Annotated in this window: 17 protein-coding genes; 5 read left to right on the top strand and 12 right to left on the bottom strand. The window is 73.0% G+C overall.

Annotated features, from left to right (window positions below; all coding sequences use genetic code 11):
- Nucleotides 1-65 precede the first annotated feature (65 nt).
- Entirely contained in the window at nucleotides 66-554 is a 489-nt protein-coding gene (locus tag GXW83_RS03185) for a hypothetical protein (RefSeq protein ID WP_182441387.1), read from the top strand.
- On the opposite strand, the gene GXW83_RS03180 is transcribed toward GXW83_RS03185, so the two are convergent.
- The 6 genes from GXW83_RS03180 to GXW83_RS03155 all read right to left on the bottom strand — a co-directional run bounded on the left by GXW83_RS03180 (nucleotide 551) and on the right by GXW83_RS03155 (nucleotide 5,509).
- Complete coding sequence (locus GXW83_RS03180) at nucleotides 551-1,165, bottom strand: N-acetyltransferase (RefSeq protein ID WP_182441386.1); 615 nt, start codon at nucleotides 1,163-1,165, stop codon at nucleotides 551-553. The two genes, GXW83_RS03185 and GXW83_RS03180, sit on opposite strands and share 4 nt — an antisense overlap.
- 43 nt (nucleotides 1,166-1,208) lie before the next feature.
- Complete coding sequence (locus tag GXW83_RS03175) at nucleotides 1,209-1,754, bottom strand: DinB family protein (protein ID WP_182441385.1); 546 nt, start codon at nucleotides 1,752-1,754, stop codon at nucleotides 1,209-1,211.
- A 79-nt stretch (nucleotides 1,755-1,833) separates the two neighbouring features.
- Nucleotides 1,834-2,592, bottom strand: a complete 759-nt coding sequence (locus GXW83_RS03170) for a DUF4239 domain-containing protein (protein ID WP_225446723.1) — start codon at nucleotides 2,590-2,592, stop codon at nucleotides 1,834-1,836.
- Between the two features lie 14 nt (nucleotides 2,593-2,606).
- A complete protein-coding gene (locus GXW83_RS03165; RefSeq protein WP_182441384.1) occupies nucleotides 2,607-3,989 on the bottom strand; it encodes a family 2B encapsulin nanocompartment shell protein in 1,383 nt (460 codons plus the stop codon).
- A gap of 180 nt (nucleotides 3,990-4,169) precedes the next feature.
- A complete protein-coding gene (locus GXW83_RS03160; RefSeq protein ID WP_182441383.1) occupies nucleotides 4,170-4,973 on the bottom strand; it encodes an alpha/beta hydrolase in 804 nt (267 codons plus the stop codon).
- Nucleotides 4,974-5,047: 74 nt separating this feature from the next.
- Nucleotides 5,048-5,509 (bottom strand): Lrp/AsnC family transcriptional regulator, encoded by a 462-nt coding sequence (locus GXW83_RS03155; protein ID WP_225446722.1) that lies wholly within the window; start codon nucleotides 5,507-5,509, stop codon nucleotides 5,048-5,050.
- 125 nt (nucleotides 5,510-5,634) lie between these two features.
- Here GXW83_RS03155 and GXW83_RS03150 point away from each other — a divergent pair, with 125 nt between their 5' ends.
- From GXW83_RS03150 to GXW83_RS03140, 3 genes are all read left to right on the top strand, one after another.
- Nucleotides 5,635-6,402 (top strand): tryptophan 2,3-dioxygenase, encoded by a 768-nt coding sequence (locus GXW83_RS03150; protein ID WP_182441382.1) that lies wholly within the window; start codon nucleotides 5,635-5,637, stop codon nucleotides 6,400-6,402.
- A complete protein-coding gene (kynU, locus tag GXW83_RS03145; protein WP_182441381.1) occupies nucleotides 6,392-7,693 on the top strand; it encodes a kynureninase in 1,302 nt (433 codons plus the stop codon). The genes GXW83_RS03150 and kynU overlap by 11 nt, the downstream gene beginning before the upstream one ends.
- A 67-nt stretch (nucleotides 7,694-7,760) precedes the next feature.
- The gene (locus tag GXW83_RS03140) at nucleotides 7,761-8,885 is read left to right on the top strand and encodes a DMT family transporter (protein WP_182441380.1); all 1,125 of its coding nucleotides are present in this window, start codon (nucleotides 7,761-7,763) and stop codon (nucleotides 8,883-8,885) included.
- Here GXW83_RS03140 and GXW83_RS03135 read toward each other — a convergent pair.
- From GXW83_RS03135 to GXW83_RS03110, 6 genes are all read right to left on the bottom strand, one after another.
- Complete coding sequence (locus GXW83_RS03135) at nucleotides 8,882-9,382, bottom strand: DUF3180 domain-containing protein (RefSeq protein ID WP_182441379.1); 501 nt, start codon at nucleotides 9,380-9,382, stop codon at nucleotides 8,882-8,884. The two genes, GXW83_RS03140 and GXW83_RS03135, sit on opposite strands and share 4 nt — an antisense overlap.
- Nucleotides 9,383-9,417: 35 nt before the next feature.
- The gene (folK, locus tag GXW83_RS03130; RefSeq protein WP_182441378.1) at nucleotides 9,418-10,005 is read right to left on the bottom strand and encodes a 2-amino-4-hydroxy-6-hydroxymethyldihydropteridine diphosphokinase; all 588 of its coding nucleotides are present in this window, start codon (nucleotides 10,003-10,005) and stop codon (nucleotides 9,418-9,420) included.
- On the bottom strand, nucleotides 10,002-10,361 hold the full coding sequence (folB, locus tag GXW83_RS03125; RefSeq protein ID WP_182447041.1) for a dihydroneopterin aldolase: 360 nt from the start codon (nucleotides 10,359-10,361) through the stop codon (nucleotides 10,002-10,004). The genes folK and folB overlap by 4 nt, the downstream gene beginning before the upstream one ends.
- A 194-nt stretch (nucleotides 10,362-10,555) precedes the next feature.
- A complete protein-coding gene (locus GXW83_RS03120) occupies nucleotides 10,556-11,047 on the bottom strand; it encodes a nuclear transport factor 2 family protein (protein ID WP_182441377.1) in 492 nt (163 codons plus the stop codon).
- On the bottom strand, nucleotides 11,044-11,904 hold the full coding sequence (gene folP, locus GXW83_RS03115) for a dihydropteroate synthase (RefSeq protein ID WP_225446721.1): 861 nt from the start codon (nucleotides 11,902-11,904) through the stop codon (nucleotides 11,044-11,046). The genes GXW83_RS03120 and folP overlap by 4 nt, the downstream gene beginning before the upstream one ends.
- A 4-nt stretch (nucleotides 11,905-11,908) precedes the next feature.
- Nucleotides 11,909-13,912: a phosphatidylglycerol lysyltransferase domain-containing protein gene (locus GXW83_RS03110; RefSeq protein WP_182441376.1), complete on the bottom strand. Its 2,004-nt coding sequence runs from the start codon at nucleotides 13,910-13,912 to the stop codon at nucleotides 11,909-11,911.
- 181 nt (nucleotides 13,913-14,093) lie between these two features.
- Here GXW83_RS03110 and GXW83_RS03105 point away from each other — a divergent pair, with 181 nt between their 5' ends.
- The gene (locus GXW83_RS03105; protein ID WP_182441375.1) at nucleotides 14,094-15,323 is read left to right on the top strand and encodes an esterase family protein; all 1,230 of its coding nucleotides are present in this window, start codon (nucleotides 14,094-14,096) and stop codon (nucleotides 15,321-15,323) included.
- Nucleotides 15,324-15,460 lie beyond the last annotated feature (137 nt).

Raw genomic sequence — 15,460 nt, 5'->3', positions numbered from 1 at the left:
CGCGCCAGGCAATAACCGCACCGGACCGGCGCGGGGGCGGCCCGGAACCGTGGGACCATCGACCCGTGATCGAGTTCGGCTACTCCCTGTCCAACCGCTTCCCCGACCCCCCGCAGTTCGACTACCGCAGCGCCGGCGTGCGCGCCCTGCGGCACGACCTCTTCTGCGGCGACGTCTACCTGGAGGCCGACGGCCTGGACCTGTCCACGGCCTGGGGCTGGGTGCCGGTGCTGGACTTCGCCTGGGCGGTGTGCGACATCGTCGAGCGGATCGACCGCGACCCCTCCGGCCGCCGCGGCTCCGCCCTGCAGACCGCCGAGCTGGACTTCACCGAGTCGGCCGACCTGATGCGCTTCAGCCGCCGCTTCAACTGGGTGGAGATCCGCGCCGACTGGGCCGAGCAGCCGCCGCTCACCGTCCGCCACAGCGAACTGCGGCGCGAGGCACGGGACTTCCTCCAGGACGTGCTGGCCGACCTGGCCGACCTGCACGAGGGCCTGGCCGACAACCCGGCGGTCTGGGAGCTGCAGTCCCGCTTCCCCCGGGTGCCCTAGACGAGCGCGGCGGTGTCGCGCCCCAGGACCAGGGCCGGTCCGGGGTGGTCGATCTCGTGGAAGCCCAGCCGGTCGTAGAAGGCCCGGGCGCCGGTGTTGCGCCGGGCCATGCCCAGGTGCACCCGCTCCGCCCCGGCGGCCCGCAGCGCGGCCAGGAAGGTGTCCATCAGCGCCCGCCCGGCGCCCCGGCCCTGCGCCTGCGGCAGCAGGTCGATGTGCAGGTGGGCGGGGTAGCGGTCGGCGAGGCCGTCCGCCAGCATCCACTCCGGGTGGTGCAGCTCGCGCACCCGCTCGGCGTCCGGGCCCTCGCCGCTGCCCTCGGGGTACTGCCCGGCGACCAGCGGCAGCCAGGCGCGCCGGTAGTCGGCGACGTAGCGCCGGGTGTCGGCGGTGCCGATGACGTAGCCCAGCGGCCGCTCCGCGTCCGGACCGTCGGCCAGCACGAAGGCCAGCTCGGGGGCGAGCTGCAGGTAGGGGCCGGTGAAGATGGCGGGCAGGATTCCCGGATCGCGGTAGAGCCCGGTCGCGTCCGCCCCGGCGTCCCCGGTGCGGACGCAGATGTCGTACAGCGCCTCCCGGTCGGCGGGTCGGTAGGGGCGGATCGTCGGCATCCCGCCAGCCTGGCACAGCGGACGGGACGCCGGTAGCCGCCGGTCAGCCGTTGGGGCGCAGTTGTTCGGCCGGGATCAGCGCGAAGGCGGTGGCCCCGTCGATGCTCTCGCGCAGGATGTCGGCGTGGCCGGCGTGCCGGGCCACCTCCTCGACCAGGTGCATCATGATCCAGCGGGCCGAGCGCCGCGCGTCCCGGGGGAACCACGGCGCGTCCGGCAGCGGGACGCTGGTGTCCAGGCCGGGCAGGGCGCCGACGATCTCGGCGGTCTCGGCCTCGACCCGGTCGTAGAAGGCCAGGACCGACTCCACGCTCTCGCCCGGCTCCAGCCGGAAGGAGTCGCCCCAGCTGGACTGCTCCCGGGGCCGCAGCGGGGGGCGTCCGGCGAGGATGGTCCTGACCCAGTTGGACTCCGTCTCGGCCACGTGCTTGACCAGGCCGATGACGCTCAGCTCGCTGACGGTGGGGCGGGCGGCGGCCTGCTCGGCGGTGAGGCCGCCGACCGCGCGACGGAGCGCGCCGCGCTGCGCGGCCAGGAAGCCGAGCAGTGCGTCGCGCTCGTCGGTCTCTGCTGCTACCACGGTGGGCATCGGGGATACCTTTCTGCAGGTGCTGCTTGCTGCTGGTATCCCCCACGCTAGGCGGCATGTAGGTCGGATCAGGTCCTAGTCAGCGGGGTGGCGGGAGCCGGCTCAGGAACACCCGGAAGGCGGTCGGATCGACCCTGGTCACCCCGGAGAACGGGTAGTCCATCTCCTTGATCAGGATCAGTGAGGCCACCACCAGCGCCCCCAGGCTCAGCACCATCAGCCCGTGGGCCAGCGAGTTGGACAGCCCGAAGAGGAAGGTGAAGCCGACCGTCAGCACCGCGCCGGCGATCAGCGCCACCCACAGGATCGGCGGCACCGAGTCCTGCACCTGGTTCAGCCGCTCGCGCCGGGCCGAGGCCAGGTTCTCCACGTCGGTGACCGCGTGGTCGTACAGCACCTGCTGCTGCAGGGTGGCCGGCTGGTACGCGAGCACCGAGTTGCGGATGTCGTAGACCAGCTGGGTGGCCTGCGGGCTGCTCCGGTGCCGGCTCATCAACGGCCACTCGGTGGTCTCGACGGTGTTGGCGTAGTCGAGGGTCTGGTGCTCGATCTGGGCCCCCAGCGGGAGCGGCAGCGAGCGGGAGATCCAGTAGACCCCGGCCAGGGAGTCCGCCTCGTTGAACGTCGTCTGCTGGGCGGCGCCGACGTTTCCCCAGACGGAGATGACGACGAAGCCCAGCAGCACGGCGTACAGCACGCCCACACCGGCGAAGATGAAGCCGGCCACCTCGTTCTGCCGCTCGCGGCGGTGGTGCGGAACGAAGCGCTCGACCAGCCTGAGCGCCAGGGCGATGGCCGCCATGGAGCCGACGAAGATGACGACGTCAGTCCAGCTCACGTGGGCGCTCCGGTTCAGTCGCGGGGGTGGGCGACTTCGACGTTCTCCAGCACGCCGAGGGCGTCCGGCACCAGCACCGCCGCCGAGAAGTAGGTGCTGACCAGGTACTGGATGACGGCCTTCTCGTTGATGCCCATGAACCGCACGGACAGGCCCGGCTCGTACTCGTCCGGCAGTCCGGTCTGGTGCAGCCCGACCACGCCCTGGTTGTCCTCGCCGGTGCGCAGCACCAGGATGGAGCTGGTGTGGCCGCCGTTGACCGGGATCTTGCTGCACGGGAAGATCGGCACCCCGCGCCAGGAGGGGATGCGGTGCCCCTCGACGTCCACCGAGTCCGGGTACAGGCCGCGCTTGTTGCACTCCCGGCCGAAGGCGGCGATGGCCCGCGGGTGGGCCAGGAACAGCCGTGAGCCGCGCCGGCGGGAGAGCAGCTCGTCCATGTCGTCCGGGGTGGGCGGGCCGCCGTGGGTCTGGATGCGCTGTTCGTGGTCGGCGTTGGCGAGCAGCCCGAAGTCCGGGCTGTTGATCAGCTCGTGCTCCTGACGCTCCCTCAGTGCCTCTACGGTGAGCTTGAGTTGCTGTTCGATCTGGTTCATCGGGTGGTTGTAGAGGTCGGCGACCCGGGTGTGCACCTGGAGCACGGTCTGGGCGACGCTCAACTCGTACTCCCGTGGCGAGAGTTCGTAGTCGACGAAGCTGCCGGGCAGCTCCGGCTCGCCCTCGTGGCCGGCCGCCAGCGGGATCTCGGCCTGGCCGTGCCGATCCTGCGCCTGGGCGGCGGTGGCCAGGTAGGAGTCCACCTGGGCACGCAACGCCTCGGAGCGGCCCGCGAGTTCGGTGAAGGCCGCGCGCGGCAGCACCAGCAGTGTCCCGGAGGTGGCCGCCTTGGCGGTGTAGTCCCAGCTGGCGCCGTCCTCGGTGAGGGCTTCGTCGCCGAAGTGGTCGCCGTTGGCGAGGGTGCCGAGGACAGCCTCGTGGTCGCCGAACTTGCCGTCGCCGATCTTGCGGATCTTGCCGTGGGCGACGACCAGCACATGGTCGACCGGGGCGCCGCGCTCGGCGACGACCTCGCCCGGCTCGAACTCGCGCTGACTGAAGCGTGCGGCGAGTTCGGTGAGCAGCACCTGGTCGTCCAGGCCGCGCAGGACCGGGAGTTCGGCGAGCGTCGGCGGGACGATCCGGACCTCGGAACCGGTCTGCGCGAAGCTGAGGCGTCCTCGGCCGGTGGCGTAGGTGAGGCGCCGGTTGACGCGGTAGGTGCCGCCGGTGACCTGGACCCAGGGCAGCATCTTCAGCAGCCAGCGCGAAGTGATGCCCTGCATCTGCGGCGGCGTCTTGGTCGTCGTCGCCAGGTTCTTTGCTGCGGCAGTGCCGAGTGCGGTCTGCTCTTCAGTCATCTCTAGCTGTCTCCCCAGAAGCTGGTGTGACCTGCGCTCCCAGAGTGACGGCTGGCGGAGGCGCCCGGCCATTCCCCGATCGAGTGAGCATGGTCCACACGCGATCGGGGTAGCCGGTCCTGCCGCTCGGATATGCCGCTGATATATCAGGCTATGTCGGACAGTTTTTCTGATGCCGCGTCAGTTATTGATCGCGGCAAGGAGGGTGGGCCAGGCGGCCGAGTCGGGGTCGATCAGCGCGAAGTGCTCCAGCGCCGGCAGCTCCACCAGCTCCACCGGATCGCCCGCACGCCCGGCCCGGGCCGCGTAGTCCCGGCTGACCTCCGGCGGCACGGTCACGTCCTCCACGCCGTGCAGCAGCGTCACCGGCACGCCCAGCGGCAGCAGCGCCGCCGGATCAGCCAGCGCGTAGCGGTCGGGGAGCTCCGCCGCGCCGCCGCCGAGCAGCCCGGCCGCCGCGCCGTCGTCCAGGCCCAGGGCGTCGCAGAGCGCCAGCGAGACGCAGCCCGCCAGCGGGACCACGCGGTCGGGGCGCCGACCGGTGCGCCAGGGCGAGCCCTCGGGCAGCCGGTGCCGTCCCGCCGCCCACAGCGCCAGGTGGCCCCCGGCCGAGTGGCCGACCAGCACCGTGCGCTCCGGCCGCAGGCCGTGCCGGGCGCAGATGCCGTCCGGGGCCTGCGGGTCCAGGGCGTCGGTGAAGGCCGCGACGTCGTCGAAGGTGCCGGGCCAGCCGCCGCCCGGGGAGTCCATCCGGCGGTACTCCGGCACCGCCACCGCGAAGCCCGCCCGGGCCAGGGCGTCGGCCAGCGGCCCGGTGTGGGTGCGGTCGTAGGCAGCCCGCCAGAAGCCGCCGTGCACCAGCACCACCAGCGTCCGCGCCGGGGCGTCCGGCAGCCGCAGGTCCACCACCTGCTCGGGCAGCGGCCCGTACGCGGTGGTCAGGTCGGGCGGCGGCGCGGTCCGGGTGAGGATCTCTCGGCTCATGGGTCGGCTCCCTCGGAGGTCGGGTACGGCGGACGGATCAGGCAGTCGGACGGGTCGGGCGGGCAGGCGGGCCGTCAGGCGGGCTCGACCGGGCGCCACAGCACCGGACTGGACAGGATCATGGTGCTGGACGGCAGCCCGTACTCGGCCAGCCGGTCGATCAGCCCCTCGAACTCCGCCATCGACTCGACCGCCACCATCAGCACGCAGCAGGCCGCGCCGGTCACCCGGTGCAGCTGCAGCACCTCCGGCCACTCCCGGACGCCCGGGTCGCGCAGCACGCAGCGCGGCCCGTGGCACTGCACCTGCACCAGCGCGCTCACCGGGCGTCCGGCCCGGACCAGGTCCACCTGCGCGTGGTAGCCGGTCAGCACGCCCGCCGCCTCCAGCCGTCGCACCCGCTCGGCGACCGCGGGCGCGGACAGGTTGACCCGGCGGGAGAGCTCGTTGAAGGACAGCCGGGCGTCCTGCTGCAGCTCGGCCAGCAGCCTGCGGTCCACCGCGTCCATCACTCCGCCTTCCGTTCGCCAAGCCATCGGGCACCTCTGCCTTGTGCATGGTAGGCGCGGAGCCCGAAGTGGCACCCGGCGGCCATTCAGCGCAGGCTCGGATCAACGCAGAATATGGGGGCGAGACCGCGGACACCGAAGGAGCACCGCCCATGCCGGGACCGACAGCAGCAGCCGTACAGCCCAAGGTCGACTTCGGCGAACCCACCACCCCGTACGCCGCCTACGCGGGCATCGACACCCTGCACTCGCTGCTGCAGCCGCGCAGCAAGGAGCCGGCCGAGAACTCGTTCATCGTCGCCACCCAGGTCATGGAGCTGCTGTTCGGCCTGCTGCGGCACGAGTGGACCGCGGCCCAGCAGGCGATGCGGGTGGACGACCTGCCGGCCGCCACCGCCGCCCTGCGCCGCGGGCTCGGCGTGCAGGACGTGCTGGTGTCCTCCTGGGACCTGCTGGCCACGATGACCCCGGTCGAGTTCAGCGCCTTCCGCCCGTACCTGGGCGAGGCCAGCGGCTTCCAGTCGTACACCTACCTGCACCTGGAGTTCCTGCTCGGCAACAAGAGCGAGCGGCTGCTCAAGCTGTACGCGGGCAGCCCGCGGATCCACGCCGAGCTGTCCGAGACGCTGAACTCCCCCAGCCTGTACGACGACGCCGAGGGCGTGCTGCGCCGGGCCGGGGCCGAGGACTGGGTGAGCGTCTACAGCGATCCGGCCCACCGCGAGCTGGCGCTGCTCGGCGAGCTGCTGCTGGACGTCGCCGAGCGGGTCACCCGCTGGCGGCAGCGGCACCTGATCGCGGTGAAGCGGGCCATGGGCGCCAAGCCCGGCACCGGCGGCTCCAGCGGCATCAGCTGGCTCAGCAAGGCCGCCGAGCAGGACGTCTTCCCGGAGATCTGGGCGGCCCGCAATGTCCTCTGACACCCTGCCGCAGCCGTCCCGCACCATCTCCCGCGCGGACGCGCTCGCCCTGGACGCCGCCGACCCGCTGCGCGGCCTGCGCTCCCGCTTCACCCTGCCCGACGGCGTGCTCTACCTGGACGGCAACTCGCTGGGCGCGCTGCCCGCGCACACCCCGGACCGGATCGCCGGGATGGTCGCCCGCGAGTGGGGCGAGGGCCTGATCCGCAGCTGGAACGAGGCCGGCTGGTACGACCTGCCGCGCGGCCTCGGCGAGCGGATCGCGCCGCTGGTCGGCGCCGCCACCGGCCAGGTCGTCGTCTGCGACTCGACCTCGGTCAACCTGTTCAAGGTGCTCACCGCCGCGCTGCGGCTGCGGCCGGACCGCCGGGTGATCGTCTCCGAGCTGGGCAGCTTCCCGACCGACCTGTACCTCACCGAGGGCGTCACCGGCGGCTTCGGCGGCGGTCCCGCCGAGGGCGACGGCTCCGCCGAGGGCGGCGGCTACCGGCGGCGGCTGCTGGGCCGCGACAGCGACCGGCTGGAGGAGCTGATCGGCGAGGACACCGCCGTCGTCCTGCTCTCGCACGTGGACTACCGGACCGGCGCGCTCCAGGACATGGCCGCCGTCACCGAGCTGGCCCACCGGCACGGCGCGCTGATCGTCTGGGACCTGTGCCACTCAGCCGGTGCGCTGCCGGTCCGCCTGGACGCCTGCGGGGCCGACTTCGCCGTCGGCTGCAGCTACAAGTACCTCAACGGCGGCCCCGGCGCGCCCGCCTTCCTCTACGCCGCCGCCCGCCACCTCGAGGACTCCCGGCAGCCGCTGACCGGCTGGTTCGGCCACGCCGAGCCGTTCGCCTTCGAAGCCGGCTACCGCCCGGCCGAGGGCATCGGCCGCTTCCTCACCGGCACCCCGCCGCTGCTCAGCCTCGCCGGGCTGGAAGCCGCCCTGGACATCTGGGACGACGTCGACCTGGACGCCCTGCGCGCCAAGAGCCTCGCGCTGACCTCGCTGTTCCTGGAGCTCACCGCACCGCTCGGGCTGGAGTCGGCCACCCCGGCCGAGCCGGACCGGCGCGGCAGCCAGGTCTCGCTGCGGCACCCGCAGGCGTACCCGGTGATGCAGGCGCTGATCGCCCGCGGCGTCATCGGCGACTACCGGGCCCCGGACGTGCTGCGCTTCGGCTTCACCCCGCTCTACCTCTCCCACGCCGACGTCTGGGACGCCGCCGAGGCGCTGCGCCAGGTGCTCGACAGCGGCGAGTGGCGCGAGGCCCGCTTCGCCGCTGCGGCCGGGGCGGTCACCTGAGCGGCGACATCAGTAAAAACCGGATACACCCCTGTCGCGCGGCGGGGGGCGCTGCCACAATGTCGCCATGCCCCGCCGCTCCGCTGCCGCCACCCGCGGCTCCTCCGCCCCGGCCCGCTCCCGGCGCACCGCCGGCCTCGTCCTCATCCTGATCTCGGCCTGCGCCTTCGGCGGCTCCGGCACCGCGGCCAAACCGCTGATGGAGGCCGGGCTCTCGGCCCTGGACGTGGTCTGGCTGCGCGCCGCCGGGGCCACCCTGGTCCTGCTGCCGGTGCTGATCAAGCACCGCGACCTGCCGCGCCGCCGCCCCGGGCTGCTGATCGGCTTCGGGCTGTTCGCGGTGGCCGGCTGCCAGGGGCTGTCCTTCGCCTCGCTGGCGCTGATCCCGGTCGGCGTGGCGCTGCTCATCGAGTACCTCGGACCGCCGCTGCTGCTGGGCTACGTCCGCTTCGTCCAGCGCCGCCGGGTCAGCCGCCAGGCGGCGCTGGGCGCGCTGCTCGCGCTGATCGGCCTGGGCTGCGTGGTGCAGGTCTGGGACGGCTTCGGCGGGCTCAACCCCTGGGGCGTGCTGCTGGGACTGGGCGCGGCCTTCTGCCAGGTCGGCTACTTCGTGCTGGCCGAGGGCGTCGGCCACGGCTCGGACGCCGCGCGGGAGCCGGTGAGCCCGATCGCCCTGAGCGCCTGGGGACTGCTGGTCGGCACCCTGGTCTTCTCCGCCGTGGCCCGGCCCTGGGACATCCGCTGGTCGGTGTTCGGCCACGACGTGGCCATGGGCGGACGCCAGGTGCCCGCGCTGCTGCTGCTCGGCTGGGTGATCGTCATCGCCACCGTCGTCGCCTACCTGACCGGCACCGCCGCGGTGAGCCGGCTCTCCGCGCCGGTCGCCGGGGTGATCGCCTCGCTGGAGGCGGTCGTCGGCACCGTCCTCGCCTGGGTGCTGCTGGGCGAGCACCTGGACGGCCCGCAGATCCTCGGCGGGCTGCTGGTGCTCACCGGCGCCTGCGTGGCGCAGACCACGCCGATCGGGGCCACCGCCGAGGGCAGCCACACCCTGGCCGTCGGCCCGGCGCTGACCGAGCCGGTCCTGGCCGAGGCCGCACTGTCCGAGGCAACCCCGTCCGACGCAGCCCCGGCCGATGCGAGCCCGGCCGACGCGGTGCGGCCGGGGGCGCCCCGGAGCCGGCCGGTCTAGCGGCGGCGGGCCGGGGAGGTCGGCGCGGCGTGGAAGTCGTCCGGATCGTCCGGCAGCCGGCAGATGTGCTGGATCCACAGCCCGGCCGCCATCACCGCGATCCCGGCCGCCACCGCCAGCGCCGCGGTCACCACCTGGCCGTGCCGCCCGGGCACCGAATCCCACATGCTCGACAGGAACACGCCCATCCCGCCGTAGACGCCGGTGACCAGCGCCGCCACCAGGGCGCTGGCCTGGCCGAGGACGACCGCCCGGGCCGCCGACAGCGGATCGACGCCCTTGGCGCCCGGGGCGCGCTCGCGCTGCGCCCGCAGCCGCGAACGCAGCGAGACCGCGGCCGCCACCAGCACCACCGCGATGATCGCCAGCACGATCGGGGCGGCGGCGGGCACGCCGGGCAGCGTCCCCACCGAGTTCCACAGCCGGGAACCCCCCCACGACAGCAGACCGGTGACCAGCGTGATCGCCATCAGCACGACCGGGCGTAGCGGCTTCAACACGTCTCCCTCAAGGAACCGGCTCGGAACCGCCCCTACTGGGGCAGGTGCAGCTCGATGTCGTCGCGGCGGGTGACGCCCGCCTCGCCGACCGCGGCCAGCAGGTCGGCGACCGGGCCGTGGCCGACCAGCTGCGCCTGCGGATCCGCGTCCAGCCACGGGGCCAGCACGAAGGCGCGCTCGTGGGCGCGCGGATGCGGCAGCGTCAGCTCGGCCCGGTCCAGCACGACGCCCTCGTAGCTGAGGATGTCGACGTCCAGGGTGCGGGCGCCCCAGCGCTCCTCGCGGACCCGCCCGAAGGCGTCCTCGACGGCGTTGGCACGCTCCAGCAGCGACTGCGGCGGCAGGGTGGTGCGCAGCACCAGGACCGCGTTCAGGTACCTGGGCTGGTTCTCCGGGCCGCCGACGCCCTCGGTCTCGTAGACCGCCGAGACGGCCTTGATCCGCACGCCGGGGGTGTCCTCCAGCGCGTCGACCGCCCCCTGGAGCGTGGCCAGCCGGTTGCCGAGGTTGCTGCCCAGCGCGATGACCGCGTCCCGGGGGTTGCTCAGCGTGACGTCGGCCGAGTCGACCTGCTGCTCGACCTCGGGGGAGACGGGCGTGGTGGTGGGGTCGCTGCTCATTCGCGGCTCCGTACGATGGTGATGGTCACGTCGTCGAACGGCACGGTGATCGGGGCGTCGGGCTTGTGCACCGTCACCTCGACCTCCTGTACCGCCTCGTGCTTCAGGCACTGGTCGGCGATGCGCTGGGCCAGGGTCTCGATCAGGTCGACCGGCTCGCCCTGGACGATGGCGACGACCTCCTCCGAGACGACGCCGTAGTGGGCCGTGCGGGCCAGGTCGTCCCCGCGGGCGGCGGGCCTGGTGTCGACGCCCAGCACGATGTCCACCACGAAGGTCTGTCCCTGCTCCCGCTCGCGCGGGAAAACCCCATGGTGGCCGCGGGCACGCAGGCCCTTCACCGCGACACGGTCCAGCAATCGAATCACTCCCACTGTCCGAGCGCCTCGCCTGTGCAGGACAGGAAGGAGCGGGGCAGGCCACGTTGCCTGCCTGAACCAAAGTACCCCCGGGTACCGACAGCCCCCGCCGCGCGGGTGGCCGCCGCAGGGTGAACGTGCCTCCCGGGCCGGGAATTCCCTCCGCTGCCGCAACCGCCCCCGGGGCCCGGCTACTCGTCCGCCCCGCTGGTCAGCACCGGTGAGCCGTGGTGCGACCAGAGCCTCCAGCCGGTGCCGGTACGGCGGAAGAGGTTGCTGGAGACCACCTTGCCGCCGACCAGCGGGCCCAGCTCGCCCTCCTCCTCGGACTCGCCGCCGGAGAGGATGTTCTCGGTGCACGTGACAAGTGCCACATCGCCCAGCACCTCCACCTCGACGTCGGTGAGGAAGAACTGGATGTACTCGGTGTGGGCCATGATCAGCGCGTAGGAGCGCAGCACCGAGGCCCGGCCGCGCAGCACCGGCCAGCCGGGGTGGACGCAGACCGCGCCGCGGACGTCGTCGGCGTCCGCGCCGGAGACCCACACGTCCGTGAGCGCGTCCAGGTCGCCGGCCTCCAGCGCGGCGTACAGGGCCGCGTTGGCGGCCTCCACCTCGGCCCGGGCGTCCGCCTCGGCCGGGGAGGCGCCGCCGGCCGCGCCGGTCCCGCCTCCGGCGGTCATCCGCGCGCCCCGCGCAGCGCGGCCTCGACCCGCACCGCGTCGGCGGTGGCCGGGACCTCGTGCACCCGCACCGCCCAGGCGCCCTGGGCCGCCGCCAACGCGGAGACCGCCGCGGTGGCGGCGTCGCGGGCGCGGGCCGGGCGCAGCTCGCCGGTGGTCCGGTCGGCCAGCAGGGTGCCCAGGAAGCGCTTGCGGGAGGCGGCGACCAGCACCGGGCGGCCGAGCCTGCTCCAGGCGTCGAGCCTGGCCAGCAGCGCCCAGTCGTCCTCACGGCCCTTGGCGAACCCCAGCCCCGGGTCCACGATCACCTGGGCGGGGTCGACCCCGCCGGACACCACCGCGTCCATCTGGCGCTCCACTTCGTCGATGACCTCGCCCACTACATCCCCATAGGTGGCCAGGTCATCCATGGAGGCCGACTGTCCGCGCCAGTGCATCACCACGAACGGGACGCCGGTGCGGGCCGCGACCGGCACCATCAGCGGGTCGGCCCGGCCGCCGCTGACGTCGTTGATGATCCGGGCCCCGGCCCCGACCGCGGCCTCGGCGACCGCCGCCCGCATGGTGTCCACGCTGACGGTCACGCCCTGGGCGGCCAGCTGCCGGACCACCGGCAGCACCCGGCGCAGCTCCTCCTCGGCGGTGACCCGGACCGCGCCGGGCCGGGTGGACTCCCCGCCGACGTCGACCACGTCCGCGCCCTGGGCGACCAGCTCCAGCCCGTGGGCGACGGCCAGCCCGGGGTCGAGCCACAGCCCGCCGTCGGAGAAGGAGTCCGGGGTGACGTTGACGATGCCCATCACCCCGCAGCGTCCCCAGTCCTCGACACCGGGCAGCGGGCTCTTGTACGCGTTCATGGAGTCATTGTGGCTGGCGCTTGGCCGGGGCGGGGCCCGCGTCCTTGCCCCGGGCGGCGCCCTGGCCGGGAATCCGGGGGGCGCCCCGGCCGGAGTCCCCGGCGGCGGGCTGCCCGGTCGGCTGCCCGGCGGGCCGCTGGTCCGGCGTCGCGTCCGACTGCTGGTCCGGCTGGGCGTCCGCCTGCCCGGCGGCCTGGGCCGGGATCTGCGCGCTGACCGGCTCGGCGGCGGCCGCGGCCGGGCGACGGCCGAACCGGCGCAGGCTCCGGGGCAGCTCCATCACGATGAACGCCTCGGCCTGCAGCGCCGACAGCCCGATCCTGGGCAGGTCGCGGGCGGTCGGGTAGACCAGGAACCGGGGCTCCCAGATCGGACGGAACTTGGCATTGAACTTGTACAGCGACTCGATCTGGAACCAGCGCGAGAGGAACACCAGCAGCCCGCGCCAGGCCCGCAGCACCGGCCCGGCGCCGATGCGCTCGCCGCGCGCCAGCGCCGAGCGGAACATGGCGAAGTTCAGCGACACCCGCGCCACCCCCAGCGAGGGGCAGGCCTGCAGGGCCTTGACGATCAGCAGCTCGTTCAGCCCCGGGTCGGCGTCGCGGTCCCGGCGCATCAGCTCCAGCGAGATGCCGTCCCGGCCCCAGGGCACGAAGTGCAGCACGGCGCGGATGTCGCTGGTGCCGGGCGCGGCGCCCTCGGGCAGCTTGTGCGCGGTGATGACGACGCAGCCCTCGTCGGCCGGGTCGCCGAAGCGGCCCAGCGCCATGGAGAAGCCGCGCTCGGTCTCGGTGCCGCGCCAGGCGTCGGCGGCGTAGCGGATCTGGTCGCGCTCGGCCTCGGTCAGCTCGTCCACCCGGCGCACCCGGCACTCGTAGCCCGCGCGCTCGATCCGCTTCACCATCTGGCGGACGTTGCGCATGGCGCGGCCCTCCAGGGTGAAGTCCTCGACCTCGACGATGGCCTCGTCGCCGATCTCCAGGGCGTCCAGACCGGCCTCGCGGGTCCACACCTCGCCGCCGACCTCGCTGCAGCCCATGACGGCCGGCACCCAGGCGTAGCGGTGGGCCTCCTCCATGAACCGCTTGATGGCCCCCGGCCACGCCTCGACGTCGCCGATCGGGTCGCCGGAGGCGAGCATCACGCCGGAGACCACCCGGTAGGCGATGGCGGCCTTGCCGCTGGGCGAGAAGATGACGCTCTTGTCCCGGCGCAGCGCGAAGTAGCCCAGCGAGTCGCGCGCGCCGTGCTTCGCCAGCAGCTCCCGGACCTGGCCCTCCTCCTCGCGGCTGAGCTCGGCGATGGGCTTGGACGGCTTGGTGGCCAGCCACAGCGTGCTGACCGCGGTGAGCAGCCCGAGCGCGGCCAGCGAGTAGTAGACCAGGTCGCTGACGTGCTGCGAGCGGTAGTGGATGGGCCCGCCGATGCCGATCAGGCCCCAGAACACCTGCCAGAAGCGGTCGACGAAGCTGGGGTCGCCCAGCGTCCGCTCGTGCGAGCTGACGATGATCAGGCCCAGGCCGAAGCTGAAGACCCCCATGCCGATCAGGTTCCACAGCGCCCGCCAGCGGGTGCGCGGGTCGGACAGGGCGTAGAACTCGCGGCGGTTGACGATCAGCACCGCGAAGGCGACCAGCGCCACCACGGCCGTGCCGATGTGGTGCCAGCGCAGGATCTCCAGCGCCGCGCCCACCGGCAGCAGCACCACGACCGCCTTCCAGGCCCGCTGCTTCCGCCGGCGCAGGGCGTGCGCGAGCATGATCAGCAGGATGCCGACGACCAGCGAGGCGGCCGTCGCCAGCGTGTTCACCCCTGGGAGGAACCTGGCAAGCTCGCGGACCCGGGTGTCCTTGAAGTGCGGCTCGACGGCTCCGGCGATGTCGACCAACCCGATCAGGGCGGTGGCGTAGCCCATGGCGGCGGGCACCCAGGGGCGGGAGGCCCGGGTGACGTCGGGCAGCTGAAGGCCCTTGCGACTAGGGGATTCGGCGGGCTGGGCGTCGTTCATAGGGCACCAGGGTAGGGCCTTCGTTCATGACTTCGGTCAGACCGAAGTAGGAGAGCACCATCCTTAGGCATGAGTTCTGTCCTGCGGGATAACGTTTTGCTAAATCCCAGCAACTTCCCAGGCATGCTGAAACGTCTAGACATCCGCATGCCAATCAACGTTCGCCTCGGGAAGTGGACCCATGGGACTCACCAGCCACAAACTGCAGACACTCGTCGCGGTGTTCGCGGTCGTCTGTTTTGCAGCCACGGTCTGGCTGTGGCCCAGGCTCGCCCGCGGCGGCTGGCTCGCGCTGCTCGGCCGGATAGGCATGCTGCTGGCCAGTCAGCTGCTGACCCTGGCGGCGATAGGTCTGGCGGCCAACAACTGGGGCGGGTTCTACAGCTCCTGGGGGGACCTGCTCGGCACCGACCAGGGCGGCACCGCGACCATCACCAACGGCGTCCAGCCGGCCTCGGCGCAGCGGCCCGGCGTCCCCGGGGTGCGGGTGCTGGGCAGCAAGCCGGTGGCGCTGATGCTGCCCGGCTCCTCGGGCGGCGGCGGCACCCTGCAGAAGGTCGTGATCGACGGCTCGGGCACCCGGCTCTCCGAGCCCGCGTACGTCTACCTGCCCCCGCAGTACAAGGACCCTGCGTACGCCCACCACCTGTTCCCGGTGATCCTGGTCTTCACCGGCTACCCGGGCACCCCGGAGAACCTGATCACCCGGATGAAGTACCCGACCATAGCGGCGCAGGCGATCCACCAGAACCAGCTGCAGCCGACGGTGCTGGTGCTGATGCGCCCCTCCGTGCAGATGCCCCGGGACACCGAGTGCCAGGACGTCCCCGGCGGCCCGCAGGCGGAGACCTTCTTCACCCGGGACCTGCACCAGGCCATGGCCGCCCGCTACCGGGTCGGCACCGCCGGCTCCGGCTGGGGCGTCATCGGCGACTCCACCGGCGGCTACTGCGCGCTCAAGCTCACCATGCGGCACCCCGAGGCGTTCGCGGCGGCGGCCTCGCTCTCCGGCTACTACAAGGCCGCCGAGGACGACACCACCGGAAACCTGTTCGGCGGAAGCCAGGAGCTGCGGAACCAGAACGACCTGATGTGGCGTCTGAAGAACCTGCCCGCGCCTTCCGTGTCGGTGCTGGTCGCCAGCAGCCGGAAGGGGGAGTTCGACTACAAAGCCACCGAGCAGTTCGTCGCGGCGGTGAAGGAGCCCATGCAGGTCTCCTCGCTGATACTTCCCAGCGGCGGACACAACTTCGACACCTGGAACCGGGAGACCCCGCAGGCGCTGCGCTGGCTGGGAGCCAAGCTCCACGCCGCGTCCGCACCCGCTCCCGCACCCGCTCCCCCGGCCCCCGGGCCGTCCGGATCCTCACCGTCCACAAATGGTTCGTCCACCCCAGTGATCAAACCATGATGAGGGTCGTCAACCATGTCATGAGGGTTCACCCCAGCAGGAAGCGGTACTTTCCACCCGGATCGGCCCGTCTCTGAGCTGGACGCGAGTCAGCGGCGGCCGGCGACACGCAGGCCAGGCGGTCGGCCACCGGCGGG

The sequence above is a fragment of the Streptacidiphilus sp. PB12-B1b genome, assembly GCF_014084125.1.
In the GTDB taxonomy this organism is placed as follows: Bacteria; Actinomycetota; Actinomycetes; order Streptomycetales; family Streptomycetaceae; genus Streptacidiphilus.
The sequence above is the reverse complement of the archived record's forward strand: the minus strand, read 5'-3'. Positions and strand labels throughout refer to the sequence as shown.